The organism is Streptomyces sp. NPDC055749 (assembly GCF_053617235.1).
On the sequence record NZ_JBSHFH010000015.1, the window covers coordinates 37,111 to 55,812 of the forward strand.

Below are 18,702 nucleotides of genomic sequence, written 5' to 3' on the forward strand. Positions count from 1 at the left end.
CCTTGGGAAAGCTCCATTGCTGCGTGAGGTCGAGGCAGTGTCGCCGGAGGAACCTGAGGATTTGATGAAGCACCAGGGCCCGTCCTAGCTCAGCGGCACCTCGGCCCGTACGGAGAAGCCCCCGTCACCGGTGGGCGCGGCCGTCAGCGTGCCCCCGAGCAGCGCGGCGCGTTCCCGCAGGCCCAGGATGCCGTGCCCTCCGCCGGGCAGGTCCGGGCGCGGAGCCCCGTCGACGGGAGCGCTGTTGCGGACGGCGATCCGCAGGGTCTCCCCGCCGATGTCCACCGTGACGGAAGTCGTCGCGCCCGGTGCGTGCTTGCGGACGTTGGTGAGTGCTTCCTGAACGGTCCGGTAGACCATGCGTTCCACCGCCTCCGGCACGCAGTGGTCCTCGGTGCCCGTCACCCGGAGACCGACGTCCAGGCCCGCTCCTTCCACCAGCGCGGGCAGGTCGCTCAGTCTGGGCTGCGGGCGCAGCCCGGTGGGGCCCGCACCGGCGGCCCGGAGCACCACGATCATGCCGCGCAGTTCCTCCAGCGTGCCGGTGGCCAGCTTGCGCAGTGTCGCCGCAGCCTCCTTGACCTGAGGGTCCCTGGTGGTGACCTCCAGGGCGCCGGCCTGGACCGCCATCAGGCCGGCCTGGTGGGACACGACGTCGTGCATCTCGCGTGCCAGCCGGGCGTGTTCGCGGGCGATGACCGTACGGGCGTGCAGTTCGCGTTCGTGGTCCCGGACCGTTGCCAGCTCCGCGATCCGCTCGGACAGGTCCTGCCGGGTCTGGATGAGGAGTCCGATGACGGTCGGGCCGATGCCCAGCAGCAGCGCGTAGAAGAGGGTCTGTACGAGCTCGTCCCTCGGTGTCCCGGTGACGAGGGCGACCGGCCAGGGCAGGAAGCTGCCCGTGACCACAGCGACGACGGCGAGTTCGACCTGCCAGTCGAAGCGGCGCCGGTGGGCGAGCGTGCCCAGGGCCACGACGGCGGCGAAGAGCGCGGCGCCCGCGTAGAGGCCGGGGAGCGTCAGCACGAGGGTCAGGCGCGGCAGGCGGCGGCGCACCAGGAGCGCCGCGACAGCCAGGAACGACACCACGGTCTGCCACGGCTGCGGGGTGGGCATCGAGAAGGCGACGTCCAGGGCGGCGAGCCCTGCAAGGGCGACGTCGGCAAGAGCTCCCGGCCGTCGACCTGCGACACCGGGGACAAGACTCCGTCCGCCCGGGAGTCGCCGGCGTATCCGGGTGAGGGCCGTCCTGGACACCGATTCACGCATGGCTTCACCGCTCACCCGCACTCGTTCCGCGCTCCGTAACCGGCTCCGGATCCCATGCCTTTCCCGGCCTCGGGGCGTGCCGCGCCCTGCGCGACAAGCAGGCCGGCGCGTTCGGCGACCACCGCCGCCTGGACCCGGTTGGACACCCCGAGCTTCGCCAGCACGCCGCTGACGTCGTCCTTCGCCGTGGCCACGGAGAAGAACATGCGGGCGCCGATCTCCCCGTTGGAGAGTCCAAGTCCGATGTAGACGAGCACCTGGCGTTCGCGCTCCGACAGTCCCGCCACCACCCGGGTCGCGGACAGTGCCTCCCCGTCGGCCGCCTTGGCTCCGCCGAGCCGCCGCACGACGGAGGGCGACAGGCATCCGGCGCCCGTCGCCATCGCGCGGACCGAACGGATCAGCATCTCCGGTTCGGTGTCCTTGAGCAGGAAGCCGCCCGCACCGAGCGCGAGCGCCTCCCCGAGGTACTCGTCGGTGTCGAAGGTGGTGAGCATCGCCACCTGCGGGGGCTCGGGCAGGGCGCGGATCCGGCGGAGCAGTGTCAGCCCGTCGATGTCCGGCATCCGGATGTCCAGCAGCACGACGTCCGGGGCGTGTTCCCGTACGGCTGCCAGGGCGGCCGCACCCTCGCAGGAGGCCACCACGTCGATGCCGTCCGCACTGCCGAGTATCAGGGTGAGGCCGGACCGGATCAGCGCTTCGTCGTCCACGACGAGGAGCCTCAGCCGGGGGGCGGATTCCGGGTGGGTGGGCACGGGCTTCCTCCGGCATACGGACGGCTTGCTTCGGACTTCGAACACCTTCGGACTGCGAACACAGTGCGGGAGGAGTGCTGGTGGGGGCCACCCGCTGTAGTGGATGTCACATGTGACCCGACAGTCTGATGTCCGCACCTTCCCGCGTGAACCCCCACCCGGCTGCCGTCTCACCGCCGGTCGGAGGGTCGCACCCGCCTGCCGGATGGGACCGCTGCGCGCGAAGGCGGAGATGCGGACGAAAGGGCTGTTGCCGCCGGACACCCGCGCCCCAGGCTTCCCCCTGACCACAAGCTCGCAGAGGTGAGCGCATCGACGCCTATCTCCTGGAAGGCGTCGTCGAGGCCGGCGAAACCACCTGCGCGCCGCACGCGGCGCCGGTGCCGCAGTAGCCGAGGCGACCGCGGAAGCGACGTCTTCGGCAACACCCCATCAGAAAACATCACGCATCAGAAAAGGAGCTCAACTCCCATGAGAATCTTCCAGTCCGGTCCCCGCACCCGACGGACGGCATCCCTCGGTCTGGCATCGGGCGCGGCACTCGCGCTCGTCGCCTCGGCCTTCGTCGCGGCGCCGGCTCAGGCGGCGTCCGCCGACGACCGGATCAGGCCGGTCCGCCCCATTATCGGCGGCGGTGCGCAGAAGGACGGCGCGCACCCGTTCATGGCGGCCCTGCTCGAGAAGGGTTCCGACAGCGCGAACAAGCGCCAGTTCTGCGGCGGCAGTCTGATCGACAGCCAGGTCGTCCTGACGGCCGCCCACTGCGTCATGGACGCCCCGGCCGAGGCCCTGGAAGTCGCTGTCGGCCGGACCGTGCTGTCCGACAAGCGCCAGGGCCAGGTTCGCAACGTCCAGCAGATCGTCGTACACCCCCGCTACCTCAAGGGCAACGCGGCGTACGACATGGCGTTCGTGATGCTCAAGAAGCCGGTCACCGGCACAGCCCCCGTCAAGATGCCGACCGCGGGCACCGACGCCCTGCTGCGCCCCGGCGCCAAGGCCACGGTCATCGGCTGGGGCAACACCGACACAGAGCTGCCGAATTTCCCCGACCGGCTGCGCGGTGTGCGGGTGCCCCTGCTCGCGCATGCCGAGTGCACGGCGACCTACCCGGAGTACGACAAGGGCGTCAACGTCTGTGCGGGCGTCGAGGCCAAGGACTCCTGCCAGGGCGACAGCGGCGGCCCGCTGTTCCGCAAGGTGTCCGGACGTACGTACCAGATCGGCATCGTCTCGTACGGCGAAGGCTGCGGCGAGCAGGGCGCCCCCGGCGTCTACACCTCCACCAGCTCGGCCAAGCTGTGGAACACCCTCAACGAGTCCCCCGAGGGCAAGGCCGTCAAGAAGCGCCTCCGGCGCTGACACCATGCCAGAGCCGCGCCCGGGGAAACCCGGGCGCGGCCCTTCAGTAACAACGGTGTTGTTGATTAAGCCAGTTGGCGGGTTTGACCGTCCGACAGGCCACCGCGGGCCGCATGCCATTGTCGGATGACATGCCTGCTTCAAGAATTCGGGGCTGTCACATCCCCTCACCGTCCGGACCGGGTTCCGGAACTGGAGTGCCCCGTGTACAAGTCATCCCCGCTCAAGACCCTGGGCGCGACCGCCGCCGCGAGCGTGCTCATCCTCGTCGGCTCGACGGCGGCGTCCGCCGGCAGCACCCCCGGCCCCGTCTCGCCGTACATCGTGGGCGGCGGCCAGGCGTCCGAGGAGTACGCGTTCATGACGTCGCTCCACGCGAACGACGGGTTCCAGTGCGGCGCCTCGCTGGTCGCGCCCCAGTTGGCCGTGACCGCCGCCCATTGCGTCGAGGACGACGCCGAGTACACCGTGCGGGCCGGGTCCGCCGACCGGTCCTCCGGCGGAGAGACCAGCGCCGTCGAAGAGGTCGTCGTCCACCCCGAGTACGACTTCGCGGTCCTCCGGCTGACCGAGCCGGTGGAGGCCCAGCCGATCGCCATCGCCGACGAGGCACCCGTGGGCACTCCCACCCGGCTCCTCGGCTGGGGCCAGGTCACACCGGAGAGGGGCGCGGACGAAGGCTCGGAGTCGCTCAAGGAACTCGACACCACGCTCGTGGACTCCGGCTGCACCGGCATCAGCCCCGCGGGCGAGCTGTGCGTCGACAGCCCGCTCGACGAGAACGGCGTACCGCAGGGCGCGTGTTACGGAGACTCCGGAGGCCCCGCGATAGTCCGGGCCGGAGACGAGTGGCAGCTGATCGGCGCCACAAGCCGCGGCGGGGGCGACAGCCTGACCTGCGCCGAGGCGCCGTCGATCTACACGGACGTCACCGCACTCAGGGACTTCGTCGAGTCGGCCCTGAACGGCTGATCCGAACCGCCCGACGGACGTAACTCCGCACCAGAACCCGCCGGCCGGCACGGAAAGCACCGCCGGCCGGCGGGCAGGCGCCCAGCGCTGGCATCCTGGGTATCGTCACCACGACCGAGGGGAGGCCCGATCCAGGTGCCGGAAGCCGGGATCACGGTTGGGCGGGTTGGCGACAAATGGCGGGCGACCCGGCCATGGCCTTCCGGGTTGCGTCCGTACCTGCACAGCTATGCCGGCTACTGGGATGCGGCGGAGCCCGTTCCTTACCAGGTCCGGCTGGTTCCCACCGGCCGGGCGGTGGTGCTGATCAACCTGGGTAAGCCGTTCGACGAGGTCCGCCGGCTGCGGAAAGCGGGGCCTGCCGACGGTGCGGTCGGTTCGCTGATCGCCGGACTCGAGGACGGGCCGCGGATGCTCGTCCATCCCGGTGGCCAGGAGGCCATACGCCTGGAGTTGACGCCGCTGGGCGCGTACCGGCTGTTCGCCGTACCGATGCGGGAGTTGACCAACCAGGTGGTCGAGCTGGACGACGTGCTCGGGCCGGGCGCCCACGGTCTGGTGGAACGCCTGGCGAACACCGACGGCTGGGGGCCCCGATTCGATCTGCTGGACTCCGCTCTGCTGTCCCGGCTCATGGCGGGCCCCGATCCCGCACCCGAGGTGAACCACGCCTGGCGGCTGCTGGCCGGTGCGGGTGGGGCGATGCGAGTCGGCAGGATCGCGGCCGAGGTGGGCTGGAGCCAGGGCTATCTGGCGCGCAGGTTCACCGAACAGATCGGCCTCTCACCGAAGACGGCCGCCCGCGTGCTGCGCTTTCATCGCGCCGTGGGGATGCTCACGGCTGGGGGCGCGGACCCCATCGCGGTGGCGGAAGCGTGCGGTTTCTACGACCAGGCCCACCTCAACCGCGAGTTCCGGGCCCTGGCCGAGACCACCCCCGGCCATGTGGCGGCCAACCGCTGGGCGGAGGGGGCACTGGCCCCGTGAGCCCGGTGAGGGGCCAGGTCGGATTCGTCCAAGACAGGCCGTCGGCACGTCGGTACGGTCCCCGGAAGTGATCCTCATGCGACGGGGAGGGCCCGGCACCGGCGAAGAGCACGGCGCCGGGCCCGGGATCACACGTCCTGATGGGCCTGTCGTCAGGCCATGCCGAGCCAAGGGGGAAATCCACGATGTCGTACCCGAATCCCGCACCAGCCGGACAGCCCGCGCGCCGACGCGCGCGCTGGGAACGCTACAAGCTGACACGGCCGTTCTCCGGACAGGACCTGGCCGGCCTGTGGGGGTCGATCGCGGGCGTCGTGGCACTCGCCCTGCTGCTGGGGTGGGCGCTCGACATGAAGGGTGGCGTCGTGATCGTCGCCGCGATCCCGTTCATCTCGTCCTGGTTCGACTCCAAGCGCATCCTGTTCCAGTTCGACGCGGCCGGCGTGCGCGTCGACACCGTCGTCCTGCCCTGGACCGACGTCACCCAGTTCGTCGTGGCCGCGCCGTCCAACGGCGAGCAGTCCCTGATCGGGGCACGGCTCCGCGACGGCGCGGCGCTGCCGGCCGGAGCGCAGCTCCCGCCGCCCGACCCGGCCATGCCCGCACCGCTGTATGTGGCCGTCCCACGGCACAAGTTCGACTTGGAGAAGATGGCCTCCAAGGCGCGTAAGTACGCCCCGCCCCACATCCAGATCGTGGTCGCCGAGCCTTCCGGGGAGCGCGTCGCGTCCTAGGGCCGCGATGCGTACGCTGCGACCGGCCCGGGGATGCCCCGGGCCGGTCGTGTCGCGTCCCGGGGAGAATCCCCTCTCACTCCACGTCCCACAGCCACACCGTGTCGTCACTCCCGGAGCTGCTGCCGCCGCACCCCGCGGCCAGGGTCTTCCCGTTTCAACCATGATCCGCAGCACAGGGGGCCTGGATCGCGATCTCCTCACGCACCCGAGACGTATGGACCTCAAGGGGCCCCGGAGGAACGGGGCCGAGAGCCGCGAGGCGACGCGCCCGCTCACTCCCCCGCCGGCCCCCTCGACGCCGTCGCGAGCCTCGACTCCATCGATCGCACCAGCAGGTTCAGCGCGTCCAGAACCTTGGCCCGGTCGTCGCCGAGCGCGGAGAGCAGGGTCGACTCCACCGCCAACTGGCGCGGAAAGAGAGCATCGACGGCCCTCTCCCCCTCCGGCGTGACGGTGATCAGGGCGACCCGCTTGTCGGTGGCGCTCGGGGTACGGGAGATGAATCCGCGACGGTCCAGCTTGGCGAGTGTCTTGCTCACCGCCGCCCGCGACAGTCCGTGGTGCTCCGCGATGCGCCGGGCGATGACAGGAGCCGTCGCGTACCGCAGCGGGATCAGCAGATCCACTTCGGGAGCGGTGAGCGGGGCCCCCTCGTAGACGGACTCGACGGCGGTGGACACCAGCGCGGCGGCCCGCTTGAGCAGCTCGACCACCTCCATCGATCCGGCGTCCAGCCCGGGATGAGCGGCGGACCACTGCGCACGGACGACATCGGGGGACGGCAGCATCGAAACTCCTTTGTTAACCAGTGAACTACCTGTTACCTTTATTTCATGGCATCTGCAACTACGCAACGGGCCAAAGCGCCCGCGACCGTATCCCACTCCCCCGGAAACCCCGTAAACAGGGCAGCCTCGCTGGTCGCGATCCTGGCCGTGCTCACCGCGGCCGGCCCGCTCGCGATCGACATGTACGTGCCCGGGTTCCCCGAGATGAAGGAGTCACTGCACGCCACCAGCTCCGCCGTCCAGCTGACCATGACCGCCGTCCTGGCTGGCCTCGTGGTCGGGCAGCTGATCATCGGCCCCATCAGCGACAGCATCGGGCGGCGCAAACTCCTCATCGGTGGCGTGATCGGCTACACCGTGATGTCCCTGGTCTGCGCCCTGGCCCCCAGTACCGGCATCCTCACAGCGGGCCGCTTCCTCCAGGGTGTCGCGGGCGCGGCCGGAATGGTGCTGGCGCGCGCGATCCTCACGGACTGCTTCCAGGGGCGGGACCTTCCCCGGTACTTCGCGCTGCTGGCCCAGATCCTCGGAGCGGCGCCCGTGGTGGCCCCGATCGTGGGCGGAGCCGTCCTCGCCGTGTCCGGCTGGCGCATGGTGTTCATGGTCCTGGCGGTCATCGGTGCGGTGCTCGCGGTCGTCGTCGCGATCAGGGTCCCCGAGACGCTTCCCCCGGAGCGTCGGCACAAGGGCGGCCTCGGCGGCACGTTCCGTTCGATGGGCCGGCTGACCCGTCACCGCGCCTTCATCGGGTACGTACTGGTCCTCGGCTTCGCCTCGGCGGCCCTGTTCGCCTATGTCAGCGGCTCGGCCTTCGTCTTCGAGAGCCTCCACGGCTTCTCCGCGACCTCGTACGCACTGGTCTTCGCGGTCAACGCCGTCGGCATGCTGCTGGCCGGCGCGGTCTTCGGCAAGGTGGCCCACCGCGTACCGCTGAACAATCTGCTCCTCGCGGGCGTCGGCGTCGCGGTGGCCGGAGCGCTGGCCCAGGTACTGCTGGTCGCCACGGCGGGCGAGAGCGTCGTGGGCACCTGGATCAGCCTGTTCGTAGTGACCACCGGGATCGGCATGATCTTCCCGGCCTCCATGAGCCTGGGGCAGGCCCTGGGCCGGGCCACTCCGGGTGCGGCATCGGCGCTGATGGGGGGCCTGCAGTTCCTGCTCGGAGCCGTGGCATCCCCGCTGGTCGGGCTCTTCGGCGAGTCCACCTCGATGCCGATGGCCGTCATCATGCTCGTCTCGCTGGCCCTGAGCGGCGTTGCCCTCCTCGTCCTCTCCCGCCCGTGGCTGCGTCAGGGTGAAGCGGACCACGACCATGCCGCGGTGCCCGCACGTTGAGTCTCGCGGCAGAGGACGGCTCGGCCGGCATGGGCCGGGCCGTCCTCACTTCCTGCTCCGACCCGCCGGGCGGAGCGCCGCCACCGCGCCCAGCATCAGCTCCAGGGCGAAGGGGTATCCGCTGCCGCGCATGTCGTCGGCGAGCAGCGGGAACGTCGCGGCGATGTTCGGGTGGGTGTCGGGCGAAAGCCTGCCGTACACCGCGTGCCAGACCTCCTCCTCCGCCTCCTGGGCCGCCCTCGGGAGGGCGAGCGCGGCTGCGTCCTGGGCGGCGAAGGCAAGCGCCTGGTCGACGAAGGCGTGGTAGATCCGCACGGCCAGGGCATCCGGGAAACCTGCGGAACGCAGGACTCCGAGGATCGTCTCGACGGCCCGGGTCTCGTGGGGGCGCCCTGTCGTACGGTGCGCCGCGAGAACGGCCGCCTGCGGGTTGGACTGGTAGGAGGCGTGAATGCGCAGCCCGATCGCGCGAAGGTCGGCCCGCCACTCGCCGGTGGCCTCCCAGCCGTCCTGCGCACGCCCGACGAGCTCGTCCGCGAGGGCGAGGAGCAGCGCGTCGGTGTTGCGGAAGTAGCGATAGAGAGCGCTGGGGTCCGCGCCGAGCGCGGCACCCAGTCTCCGTACGGAGAGCGCCTCGGCGCCGTGCTGCGCGACCAGGCGCAGCGCGGTCTCGACGATCAGCCGTTCCGAGAGGACGGCCCCGTGCTTGGTCGGTCTGCGGCGCTGACGTCCGCCTGCGGGAATCACGCGTTCGGCCATGGCCGGACGTTACGTCAACACCATTGACGTGTAAACGGTCACCCCGCTTCCATGAGGTCCGCCGGACCCGTCACCGGACCCGCCATCGACCCGCCACCTCATGATCTGGAGCGTCACATGACCACGGCTGACCTGGTCTTCACCCGCGGCCCCGTCCTCACCATGGATCCCGCGCGTTCCCGGGCGACCTCGCTCGCCGTCGTCGGCGACCGGATCACGGCCGTCGGCCACGACGAGGTGCGGGAGCTCATCGGCCCCCGCACCGAGGTCGTCGACCTGACCGGGAAGCTGCTTCTCCCCGGGTTCCAGGACTCCCACATCCACGCCGTCTACGGCGGGACGGAGCTGGCCGAGTGCGATCTGACCGGGACCGTGGGCGTCGAGGACTACCTGGCACGCATACGTACGTACGCCGATGCCCACCCGGACCACGAATGGATCACCGGCGGCGGCTGGTCGATGGAGAGCTTCGACGGCGGGCTGCCCACCCGGCACCTGCTCGACTCCGTCGTCCCGGACCGCCCGGTCCTGCTGGTGAACCGGGACCACCACGGCGCCTGGGCCAACACCTGCGCGCTCGAACGCGCGGGAATCACCGCGGCCACCACGGATCCCGTCGACGGACGGATCGAACGGGAGCCGGACGGCACGCCCAGCGGCATGCTCCAGGAGGGCGCCACGTCGCTGGTCTCCCGGCTGGTGCCGGCGAGTACGCCCGCGGACCGGCTGGCCGGCCTCCTCCGCGCCCAGGAACTGCTGCACTCCCTCGGTATCACCGCCTGGCAGGACGCACTGCTCGGTGTGTTCGGCGGAAAGCCCGATCCGTCGGACGCCTATGTGACGGCCGCCCGCGACGGTTCGCTCACCGCCCGGGTGACCGGCGCCCTCTGGTGGGACCGTGAGCGGGGGGCCGAGCAGATCGACGAACTGCTCGCACTGCGCGAGAAGCTGAGCCACGGGCGGTTCCGGGCGGGCTCCGTGAAGATCATGCAGGACGGCATCGCGGAGAACTTCACGGCCGCCATGACCACCCCGTACCTCGACGGGTGCGGCTGCTCCACCGCCAACAGCGGCCTCAGCTTCGTCGACCCCGAGGCGCTGCGTGGATACGTCACCCGGCTCGACGCCGCCGACTTCCAGGTCCACTTCCACGCCCTCGGCGACCGCGCCGTCCGTGAGGCCCTCGACGCCGTCGAGGCGGCCGTGGCCGCCAACGGCCACCGCGGCAACCGCCACCACCTCGCCCACCTCCAGGTCGTCCACCCGGACGACCTCCCCCGCTTCGCACGCCTCGGCGCCGTCGCCAACATCCAGCCCCTGTGGGCCGCCCACGAACCCCAGATGGACGAGCTGACGATTCCCTTCCTCGGCCCGGAACGCGCCGCCTGGCAGTACCCGTTCGGCGGTCTGCTGCGGGCCGGGGCCACCCTGGCGGCCGGCAGCGACTGGCCCGTCAGCAGCCCGGCCCCCCTCGAAGGCATCCATGTCGCCGTCAACCGCAGGGACCCCGCGGCCACCGACGACCGCGTCTTCCTCCCCGAGCAGCGCCTCGACCTCACCACAGCCCTGGCCGCCTACACGGCCGGCTCCGCCCATGTGAACGGCCTCGACGACACGGGCAGTCTGCGCCCCGGTCACCTCGCCGACCTGGTCGTACTGGACAAGGACATCCTCACCGCGCCTCCGGAGGAGATCGCCGATGCCAGGGTGGAGCGGACGTATGTCGGCGGCAGACTTGTGCACTCCGCCTGACCCCCCGCCGCGGGGATCAGGCGGGGTCCGCCCGCAGCGAGGACGCCCGTACTTCGAGGCGGGTCGGTACCAGCACCCCGGCCGACTCGCGCAGGCCGTGCTCCAGGACGGCCACGAGGTGCTCGATGCCGGCCTGCGCGATCTCCTCGGGGCTCAGGCTCAACGTCGTCACGGGCGGCTCGGTGTGCTCGGCCGTCACGTCCTCGCTCACACAGACGAGGAGCAGATCGCCGGGCACGTCGCGGCCGTGGCGGCGCGCCGCGTCCAGGACGAGGGGCGGGCTCGCCTCGGCCACGACGAGCAGCGCGTCGGTCCGCTCGCCGTCGTCCTCCGCGTCAGCCGCCAACGCGGTCTCGACGGCGCGTACGACCGGTCCGTTGCCGGCCGCCTCGACCCGTACGACCCGGTCCGGCAGACCGTGGCCGGTGCACCAGTCGCGGTAGGCGGCGAGCACCTCCGTATGAAACCGCGTGGTGTTGTCGGGCAGGACGAGCGCGGGCCGCCGTGCACCCTGCTCCCAGAGGTGGCGCAGGGTCTCGCGCACCGCCGCGCCCGCGTCGACGTCCACCCAGTGCGCTCCCGGCCGTCCTTCGACGGAACGGTCGCTGAACACCGGGATCCCGGCGGCGAGCAAGTCGTCCACAATCCGGTCGTCGTCGACGGGGTCGGCCACGACCACCGCGTCGAGCGGCAGCTCGGCCCACTCGCTCTGCAGGGAGCCCGCGGGCAGCAGCACCAGGGCGTAGCCGCGCTCCAGCGCCGTCGCCGCGGTGGCGCCGGTCAGCCTGGCGAAGTACGGGGACTCCAGGAAGGTCCAGGGGGCGTCGGCGAACTCCCCCACCACGTATCCGATCAACCGGGCTCGCCCCGCGCGCAGTTGCCGCGCGGTGGCGTTGGGCCGGTAGCCCATTCTGCGCGCGGTCTCGCGGGCCTTCTCCCGTACGGCGGGAGAGAGTCTTCCGGTGCCGTTGAGCGCCGCCGAGACCGTCGTCTTGGACAGGCCCGCCTCGCGGGCCACGTCGACGAGCCGGACGCGCGGGACGGTCGGCGAGGGCTGCCCGCCGTGCCGTGAAGGTGCAGTCATGGGAGCGATGCTGCCACCTCTGTGACCTCAGCAAAACCGTTCCCGCAGAGTCTTGTGCGGGAACGTTCCCGCATCAATACTCGCTCCATCCCTCGCACCCGTCACTACACCCGCAAAGGGGTGGGTCCGCATGCGCACGCCCAGAACCATCGCGATTCTCGCCTGTACCGTCTCACTCGCGGCCGGCGCCACCGCCTGCTCAGGCGCCACCACCCCCCGGACCCCGAGCGGTGGCGTAGGCCACCGGATCACGCCGACCTCGCCGCCCGCGCAGGGCCCGCTGGACTCCTTCACCTGGTCCCTGTACGCCGAGCCGTACACGCTCGACTACTCGCTCGCGTACGACTACCCGCCGAACACCGTGCTCGCCAACGTGTGCGAGCAGCTCCTGCGGGTCACGCCCGACATGCGGATCGAGCCGGGTCTCGCCGTCAAGTACACCCGGCCCGACCCGCGCACGCTGGTCTACACCCTGCGTTCCGGGGTGAAGTTCCATGACGGCACGACGATGACGGCGGACGACGTGGTCGCCTCTCTCGGGCGCCACACGAACCCTGCGGTGGGCTCCCCCTGGGGCTCCGTATTCAAGAACGTCGACACCATCGAGAAGACCGGTCCGCTGGAGGTGACCCTTCGCCTCGGCAAGCCCGACATCCTGCTCAACGAGCTGATGGCCGCCTCCCCCGGCACCATCGAGAGCGCCGCCTTCCTCGCGAAGGCCGGCAAGGACTACGGAACCCCCAAGGGCAAGGTCAACTGCACCGGCCCGTACGCCCTCGACCGCTGGGACCAGGGCGACAGCATCACGCTCAGGAAGCACGCGGCGTACTGGGACCCGGAGCTCGCCCCCAAGTCCGCCGCCGTGAAGTTCACCTTCATCGAGGACGCGGCGGCCCGTACCAACGCCTTCATGTCCGGTACGGCCGACGGCGGTTACATGGTGCCCTCGTCCTCACTCGCGCAACTGCGCACCAGCGGCAAGGGAACGGTCCTCTTCGGCCCCAACACCGCCGCGGCCAACCTCGCCGTCCTGGACTTCGAGGGCCCGCTCGGCGACCTCAAGGTCCGCAAGGCCCTCTCCCTGGCCCTGGACCGGAAGAACATCATCAAGGCGGCGGCAGGCGGCATCGGCGTCCCCGCCAAGGCCCCCGCCGCACGCGGCGCCTGGGCGCTGGCCCCCGAGACGACCATCGCGCTCCACGACAGCCTCCCCGAGCCGGTGTACGACGTCGCGGCGGCCAAGAAGCTCATCGCGGAGGCCGGTGCGACCGGCCGCAGGATCACCCTGGTCACCAGCTCGCTGGCGCCCGAGATCAGCGTCGTCGCCAACGCCGTCCAGGCCGCCGGCCGGCAGATCGGCCTCGACGTCGAGCTCAAGGCCGTCGCCCCGGAGGCGTACAGCAGCATCTTCGTCGACCCGAACGCGCGCGCCGGTCTCGACCTGGTCATCACCAACGGATACGACAACACGCCCGACCCGCTGGAGTTCTACCAGTACCTGCGCACCGGCGACTTCGGCAACTACGGCAAGTGGTCGAACGCCGAGTACGACGCCGCCTTCGACGTCGCCAACGCGGAGCCCGACGCCGCCGCGCGCGCGGAGCTGACCGCTGATCTCCAGCAGATCGCGCTGCGCGAGCTGCCGGTCATCCCCGTGTACGAGGCGCCCTACTCGGTCTTCCTCGGCAAGCGGGTGACCGGCGCGCCGACCGGGATCGCCCAGCTGTACTACCCGTGGGCCGCGACGATCGGGGCTCCGAAGCGATGACCCGCTACCTCGTCGGACGGCTCATCGGCCTGGTGACGGTGCTGTTCGTGACCTCGCTCGTGGTCTTCGGCACCATCCACCTGGCCCCGGGCGACCCGGTGTCGTTCCTGCTCCACGGCCGCCCCGCGACCCCCGAGGCGGTGGCGGCGCTGCGCACCCAGTACCACCTGGACGACCCGCTGCCCGTGCAGTACGCGAAGTGGCTCGGCGGTGTCCTGCAGGGTGACTTCGGCCGCTCGGCCCAGTTCCACCAGGACGTCGCCGGCCTCATCAGTTCACGGCTGCCCGGCACCGCCCTGCTCGTCGGCTACGCGGCTCTTCTCGTCGTTCTCCTCGGCGTTGCGGCCGGTGTCCTCGCCGCACTGCGTCCCGGCCCTCTGGACCGCGCGGTCCTCGTGGGCACCGGCGTGGCCACGGCGACACCCTCCTTCGTCACAGCCATCGCCCTCGTGTCGCTCTTCTCCGTACAACTGGGCTGGTTCCCGGGGCCCGGCGGCACTCCCACGGGCTTCTCGGACCGGCTGTACCACCTGACGCTGCCCGCCTTCGCCCTGGCGCTGACCTTCGCGGGTCTGCTCGCCCGGGTGACCCGCTCGGCGATGCTCGACGAACTGGGCCGCGAACACGTCGAGGTGGCGAGCGCCCGCGGTGTCGCCCGGCGGACCGTGATCCGCAGGCACGTGCTGCGCAACGGGCTCGGCCCGGTCGTCACCGTCGGCGGCACGATGCTCGCCGGACTCCTCATCAGCACCTCGATCGTCGAGACCGCCTTCGACGTGCCCGGACTCGGTTCCCTGCTCGTGCAGTCGGTGACCGCCAAGGACTTCGCCGTCGTCCAGGCGATCACGCTGCTCAGCGTGGCGGCCTTCGTCCTCGTGAACCTCGCGGTCGATCTGCTCGCCCCCCTCATCGACCCCCGGCTGTCCCTCCACGGGGAAGGGTCCTCATGACCGTCACCGCACCCACCACCACCGCCGCCGCCCTGCGCCGCCGGCCCGGCCTGCGTGGTCTGCGCGTCCTCGGCGCGGGCCCGCTGTTCACCGCCTCGCTCGCGGTGCTCGCCGCGCTCGTCCTGGCCGCCGTTCTCGCCCCCCTCCTCGCTCCGTACGATCCCGAGGCCGTCGATCTCTCGGCCAGCCTGTCCGGGACCAGTAGCACGCACCTGCTGGGCACCGACCAGTCCGGGCGGGACATCCTGTCCCGCCTGCTCCACGGCGCAGGGACCGGTCTGCTCGGGCCCCTGCTCGTCGTCGGGTTCTCCACCCTCCTCGGCACCCTGCTCGGAGTGGTGGCGGCCTGGCGGGGCGGCTGGGCCGACGCGGTGCTGTCCCGCTCCATGGACATGGCTTTCGCGATCCCCGGGCTGCTGCTCGCGATCCTGCTCGTGGGCGTCGTGGGCCCCGGCATGACCGCGCCCGTGATCGCGATGGCGGTGGCCTACACCCCGTACGTGGGCCGCCTGGTGCGCGGGATCGCGCGCCAGGAGAAGGCCCGGCCCTACATCGAGTCCTACCGCGTACAGGGCTGGTCCGGCTGGACCGTCTGCGTACGTCATCTGCTGCCGAACATCGCGCCGACGGTCTTCGCCCAGTCGGCGATGAACTTCGGTTACGCGCTGATGGACCTGGCGGCCCTGTCCTTCCTCGGGTTCGGTGTGCAGCCGCCGACCGCCGACTGGGGCGCCATGATCAACGAGGGCCAGTCGGCCATCCAGCAGGGGGCGATGCTGCCCGCCCTCGCGCCGTCGGCGTGCATCGTGCTCGCCGTGGTGGCGTTCGGCATCGTCGGCGAGGGACTCGCCGACCGGATCGCGAGGCGGGAGCGGTGAGCCACATGACCGAGAAGAACACGCCGGTGCACAGCACCGGGGCCACCGGCGGTCCGCCGGTTCTGGAGATCGAAGGGCTCGGGGTCCGCCTGACGGACGGCAGGGCGACCCGGCCGATCCTGGACGGGGTGAGTCTCAGGGTGCTGCCCGGGGAAACGGTCGGTCTGGTCGGCGAGTCCGGCTCCGGCAAGTCGGTGGCCTGCCGCAGCGTCCTCGGCCTGCTGCCCGCCGGCGCGCACACCAGCGGACAGGTGCGGGTCTCCGGCCGGGACGTGCTCACCATGAACCGCACCGAGCTGGCCGCGCTGCGGGCCCGGCAGGTCTCGATGGTCTTCCAGGACCCGCGCGCCTCCGTCAACCCCCTGCGCCGCGTGGGCGACTTCCTCACCGAAGGACTGCGCGCGGCGGGAACCCCCGCAGCGGCGGCCACCGCCAGGGCCGAGGAACTCCTCGGCACGGTCGGCATCCGCGACCCGCGGGGCGCCCTGCGCCGCTACCCGCACCAGTTCTCCGGCGGCATGCTCCAGCGGGTGGTCATCGCCGCGGCTCTCGCGGCCGAACCCGCTTTGCTGGTCGCCGACGAGCCCACCACCGCCCTGGACGTCACCACCCAGGCGGAGATCATCGCGATCCTCACCCGGCTGCGGGCCGAGCGCGGCACGGGTCTGCTCTTCGTGACCCACGACCTCGAACTGGCATCGGCCATCTGCGACCGCGTCTACGTGATGTACGCGGGGCGGATCGTCGAAACCCGGGGCACCGACGAGCTGTTCGACCAACCACGCCACCCGTACACGGCGGGTCTGCTCGCCTGCACCCCGCGCATCGATCGGGGCGCACCGGCCCCCCGGCCGATCCCGGGCCGCCCCGTCTCCCTCTCCGAGACACCACCGGGGTGTGCCTTCGCCGCGCGGTGCGTCCACGCGCTGCCGCGCTGCTCCGACGAGGCACCCGCGCTCGCACGATTCGGCGACGGCTTCGCCGCCTGCCACCGCGCCGACGAAGGGATCACGCTGTGACCGCCACCCGGAAGGAACTCGCGGTCCAGGGGCTGTGCAAGCGGTACGGGAACCACACGGCCGTGGACGACGTGTCGTTCACGCTGACACCGGGAGCCTCCCTCGCCCTGGTCGGGGAGTCCGGAAGCGGCAAGACCACAACGGTCCGCATGCTCGTCGGCCTGGAACGCCCGGACGCCGGGACCGTCCGCCTGGGCGGCCGGGACCGGTCGGCGCGGGCCCGCAACAGAGCCGAACGGCTGGCCAGGGCCAGGGAGATCCAGATGGTCTTCCAGGACCCGTACCTCTCACTGGACCCTCGCGTGACGGTGACCGGCTGCATGGACGAGGTGCTCCGGCTCCACACCGAACTGGACGCCGCCGCCCGGCGGACCCGGGTCGCCGAGCTCCTGGAACAGGTCGGTCTCGGCGAGCGCGAGAGCGCGGCACTGCCCCGGCACCTCTCCGGCGGGCAGCGCCAGCGCGTCGCCATCGCGCGGGCTCTGGCGGTGCGGCCCCAGGTACTCGTCCTCGACGAGGCGGTCGCGGCGCTCGACGTGTCCATCCAGGCGCAGATACTCGAACTGCTCGCCACGATCCGGCGCGAGGCGGGCATCGGCTACCTCTTCGTCACCCACGACCTGGCCGTGGTCCGGCACATCGCGGACGAGGTGCTGGTGCTCAGGTCGGGAAGGGTCGTGGAGGCGGGCCCGACCGCCGCCGTCCTGGACACCCCGCAACACCCCTACACGCGCCTGCTTCTCGACTCCGTACCCCGCCGCGGCTGGAACCCGGGCCTCGCGGTGTCGGGGCGCCGGGCGCTCGACTGAGCAAACCCGCCGATCAGGCGTCCTTCTTCACCGGCTCCAGAATCGCCACGCACTCCACGTGCGAGGTCATCGGGAACAGGTCGAACGCCCGCAGCGTCCGCACCTTGTAGCCGCCCTCGCTGAAGTACGCCAGGTCGCGGGCCAGGGCCGCCGGGTCGCAGGCCACGTACGCGATGCGGCGGGCGCCCAGCGCGACCAGCTGCTTCACCGTCTGCTTGCCCGCGCCCGCGCGGGGCGGGTCGAGGACGATCAGGTCGGCCTCCGTGATGCCCGTGCGCGGCAGGACCTGGTCGACCTTGCCGTGCTCGATGCGGACCCGGTCGAGGTCCTTCAGGTTGTGGCGGGCGTCCTCGACGGCACGCTTGCCGGACTCGATGCCGAGCACTGCGCCCTTCTCACCGATGCGCTGGCCGATGGCGCCGGCGAAGAGGCCGACACCGCAGTAGAGGTCGAGGGCCGTGTCGTTCTTGCGGGGCAGCAGTCCCTGCATGACGGCGCGGACGAGGGTGTCGGCCGCCTGCGGGTGGACCTGCCAGAAGCCGCCGGAGCCGACGCGGTACGTCCGGTCGTCGGCGCGCTCGCGGACGAAGGCGCGGCCGTGGACGCGGTGGACGCCGCCGTCGTGCTCCTCGACGCGGAGTACGGAGACCGGCTTGTCCAGCTCCACGAGGGGCAGTCGGCCGCCGGGCTTCGGCGTGAGGATGACCTGGCGGTCGTGCGAGCCGGTGGCGGCGATGGCCTCCACCGCGGCCAGCGTCGGCCATTCGCGCTTCTCGATGCCCAGCTCGGTGACGCCGGGGGCGGCGATCATGCAGTGGTCGATCGGCTGGACCTCGTGCGAGCGGTGCTTGCGCAGTCCGGCCCGGCCCTCGGCGTCGATCGTGTACTGGACGCGGGTGCGCCACGCGGGCACCTGGCCCTGCGGGAGCTTGTCGCCCTCGGCCGGCATGACCGTGCCGTCCCAGCCGGCCTCCTCGGGGGTCAGGCCCGCGAGGCGCTTGAGCTGCTCGGCGATGACCTCGCCCTTGAGGCGGCGCTGGGCGCCGGGCTTGGCGTGCTGCCAGTCGCAGCCGCCGCACATGCCGGGGCCCGCGTACTTGCAGGGGGCCTCGACGCGGTCCTTGGACGCCTCGATGATCTTGACGGCGTCGGCGCGCAGGAAGCGGGAGCCGGTCTCGCCGTCGGTGACCCGGGCGACGATCTTCTCGCCGGGGAGCGTGTGCCGTACGAAGAGGACCTGGCCCTCCGAGGTACGGGCGATGCAGTGGCCGCCGTGCGCGACGGGGCCGACCTCGACCTCGTACTCCTCCCCGACCAGCGAGTCCCCGGCCTGCGATTCCCCGGCCTGCGGCGGAGTGGATTCGTTCTGCATGAGGGGGTGGCTCCAGAGATCAAGGGGAAGCGGAAAACGGCCGGACAACGACCCACCAGTCTACGTGGGTGGTTGTCCGGCCGCTTACCACGAACCCGCTCCG

The 18,702-nt window shown here is 71.5% G+C and carries 17 protein-coding genes; 11 read left to right on the plus strand and 6 right to left on the minus strand.

Annotation, left to right across the window (positions count from 1 at the left end; genetic code table 11):
- Window positions 1-84: 84 nt before the first annotated feature.
- Both ACWGO0_RS14020 and ACWGO0_RS14025 read right to left on the minus strand, forming a co-directional pair.
- Entirely contained in the window at window positions 85-1,269 is a 1,185-nt protein-coding gene (locus ACWGO0_RS14020; protein WP_453533069.1) for a sensor histidine kinase, read from the minus strand.
- 11 nt (window positions 1,270-1,280) lie between these two features.
- Window positions 1,281-2,027: a response regulator gene (locus tag ACWGO0_RS14025; RefSeq protein WP_453533072.1), complete on the minus strand. Its 747-nt coding sequence runs from the start codon at window positions 2,025-2,027 to the stop codon at window positions 1,281-1,283.
- A gap of 471 nt (window positions 2,028-2,498) precedes the next feature.
- Here ACWGO0_RS14025 and ACWGO0_RS14030 point away from each other — a divergent pair, with 471 nt between their 5' ends.
- From ACWGO0_RS14030 to ACWGO0_RS14045, 4 genes are all read left to right on the plus strand, one after another.
- Window positions 2,499-3,389 (plus strand): S1 family peptidase, encoded by an 891-nt coding sequence (locus ACWGO0_RS14030; RefSeq protein ID WP_453533075.1) that lies wholly within the window; start codon window positions 2,499-2,501, stop codon window positions 3,387-3,389.
- A gap of 204 nt (window positions 3,390-3,593) precedes the next feature.
- Entirely contained in the window at window positions 3,594-4,361 is a 768-nt protein-coding gene (locus ACWGO0_RS14035; RefSeq protein ID WP_453533078.1) for a S1 family peptidase, read from the plus strand.
- Window positions 4,362-4,568: 207 nt separating this feature from the next.
- A complete protein-coding gene (locus tag ACWGO0_RS14040; protein ID WP_453533081.1) occupies window positions 4,569-5,348 on the plus strand; it encodes a helix-turn-helix domain-containing protein in 780 nt (259 codons plus the stop codon).
- A gap of 185 nt (window positions 5,349-5,533) precedes the next feature.
- A complete protein-coding gene (locus tag ACWGO0_RS14045; RefSeq protein ID WP_453533084.1) occupies window positions 5,534-6,082 on the plus strand; it encodes a hypothetical protein in 549 nt (182 codons plus the stop codon).
- Window positions 6,083-6,357: 275 nt separating this feature from the next.
- Here ACWGO0_RS14045 and ACWGO0_RS14050 read toward each other — a convergent pair whose 3' ends face one another.
- A complete protein-coding gene (locus ACWGO0_RS14050) occupies window positions 6,358-6,873 on the minus strand; it encodes a MarR family winged helix-turn-helix transcriptional regulator (protein ID WP_453533087.1) in 516 nt (171 codons plus the stop codon).
- A gap of 45 nt (window positions 6,874-6,918) precedes the next feature.
- Here ACWGO0_RS14050 and ACWGO0_RS14055 point away from each other — a divergent pair, with 45 nt between their 5' ends.
- Window positions 6,919-8,208, plus strand: a complete 1,290-nt coding sequence (locus ACWGO0_RS14055) for a multidrug effflux MFS transporter (RefSeq protein WP_453533089.1) — start codon at window positions 6,919-6,921, stop codon at window positions 8,206-8,208.
- A gap of 45 nt (window positions 8,209-8,253) precedes the next feature.
- Here the strand turns inward: ACWGO0_RS14055 and ACWGO0_RS14060 are convergent, their stop codons facing one another.
- On the minus strand, window positions 8,254-8,967 hold the full coding sequence (locus tag ACWGO0_RS14060; RefSeq protein WP_453533092.1) for a helix-turn-helix domain-containing protein: 714 nt from the start codon (window positions 8,965-8,967) through the stop codon (window positions 8,254-8,256).
- Between the two features lie 117 nt (window positions 8,968-9,084).
- On the opposite strand from ACWGO0_RS14060, the gene ACWGO0_RS14065 reads away from it, so the two are divergent.
- Entirely contained in the window at window positions 9,085-10,719 is a 1,635-nt protein-coding gene (locus ACWGO0_RS14065) for an amidohydrolase (RefSeq protein ID WP_453533094.1), read from the plus strand.
- A 16-nt stretch (window positions 10,720-10,735) separates the two neighbouring features.
- Here ACWGO0_RS14065 and ACWGO0_RS14070 read toward each other — a convergent pair whose 3' ends face one another.
- On the minus strand, window positions 10,736-11,803 hold the full coding sequence (locus ACWGO0_RS14070; protein WP_453533097.1) for a LacI family DNA-binding transcriptional regulator: 1,068 nt from the start codon (window positions 11,801-11,803) through the stop codon (window positions 10,736-10,738).
- Window positions 11,804-11,933: 130 nt separating this feature from the next.
- Between ACWGO0_RS14070 and ACWGO0_RS14075 the strand changes: the two genes are divergently transcribed.
- From ACWGO0_RS14075 to ACWGO0_RS14095, 5 genes are read left to right on the plus strand one after another with little or no spacing between them, the layout of a single operon-like run.
- The gene (locus ACWGO0_RS14075; protein WP_453533100.1) at window positions 11,934-13,571 is read left to right on the plus strand and encodes an ABC transporter substrate-binding protein; all 1,638 of its coding nucleotides are present in this window, start codon (window positions 11,934-11,936) and stop codon (window positions 13,569-13,571) included.
- Window positions 13,568-14,521: an ABC transporter permease gene (locus tag ACWGO0_RS14080; protein WP_453533103.1), complete on the plus strand. Its 954-nt coding sequence runs from the start codon at window positions 13,568-13,570 to the stop codon at window positions 14,519-14,521. Before ACWGO0_RS14075 ends, ACWGO0_RS14080 begins: the two co-directional genes overlap by 4 nt.
- The gene (locus tag ACWGO0_RS14085; RefSeq protein ID WP_453533106.1) at window positions 14,518-15,399 is read left to right on the plus strand and encodes an ABC transporter permease; all 882 of its coding nucleotides are present in this window, start codon (window positions 14,518-14,520) and stop codon (window positions 15,397-15,399) included. The genes ACWGO0_RS14080 and ACWGO0_RS14085 overlap by 4 nt, the downstream gene beginning before the upstream one ends.
- A gap of 5 nt (window positions 15,400-15,404) precedes the next feature.
- Window positions 15,405-16,418, plus strand: coding sequence for an ABC transporter ATP-binding protein (locus ACWGO0_RS14090; RefSeq protein WP_453533109.1), 1,014 nt, complete (start codon window positions 15,405-15,407; stop codon window positions 16,416-16,418).
- On the plus strand, window positions 16,415-17,227 hold the full coding sequence (locus ACWGO0_RS14095) for an ABC transporter ATP-binding protein (RefSeq protein ID WP_453533111.1): 813 nt from the start codon (window positions 16,415-16,417) through the stop codon (window positions 17,225-17,227). Before ACWGO0_RS14090 ends, ACWGO0_RS14095 begins: the two co-directional genes overlap by 4 nt.
- 13 nt (window positions 17,228-17,240) lie before the next feature.
- On the opposite strand, the gene ACWGO0_RS14100 is transcribed toward ACWGO0_RS14095, so the two are convergent.
- Window positions 17,241-18,599 (minus strand): class I SAM-dependent RNA methyltransferase, encoded by a 1,359-nt coding sequence (locus ACWGO0_RS14100; protein WP_453533114.1) that lies wholly within the window; start codon window positions 18,597-18,599, stop codon window positions 17,241-17,243.
- Between the last annotated feature and the right edge of the window lie 103 nt (window positions 18,600-18,702).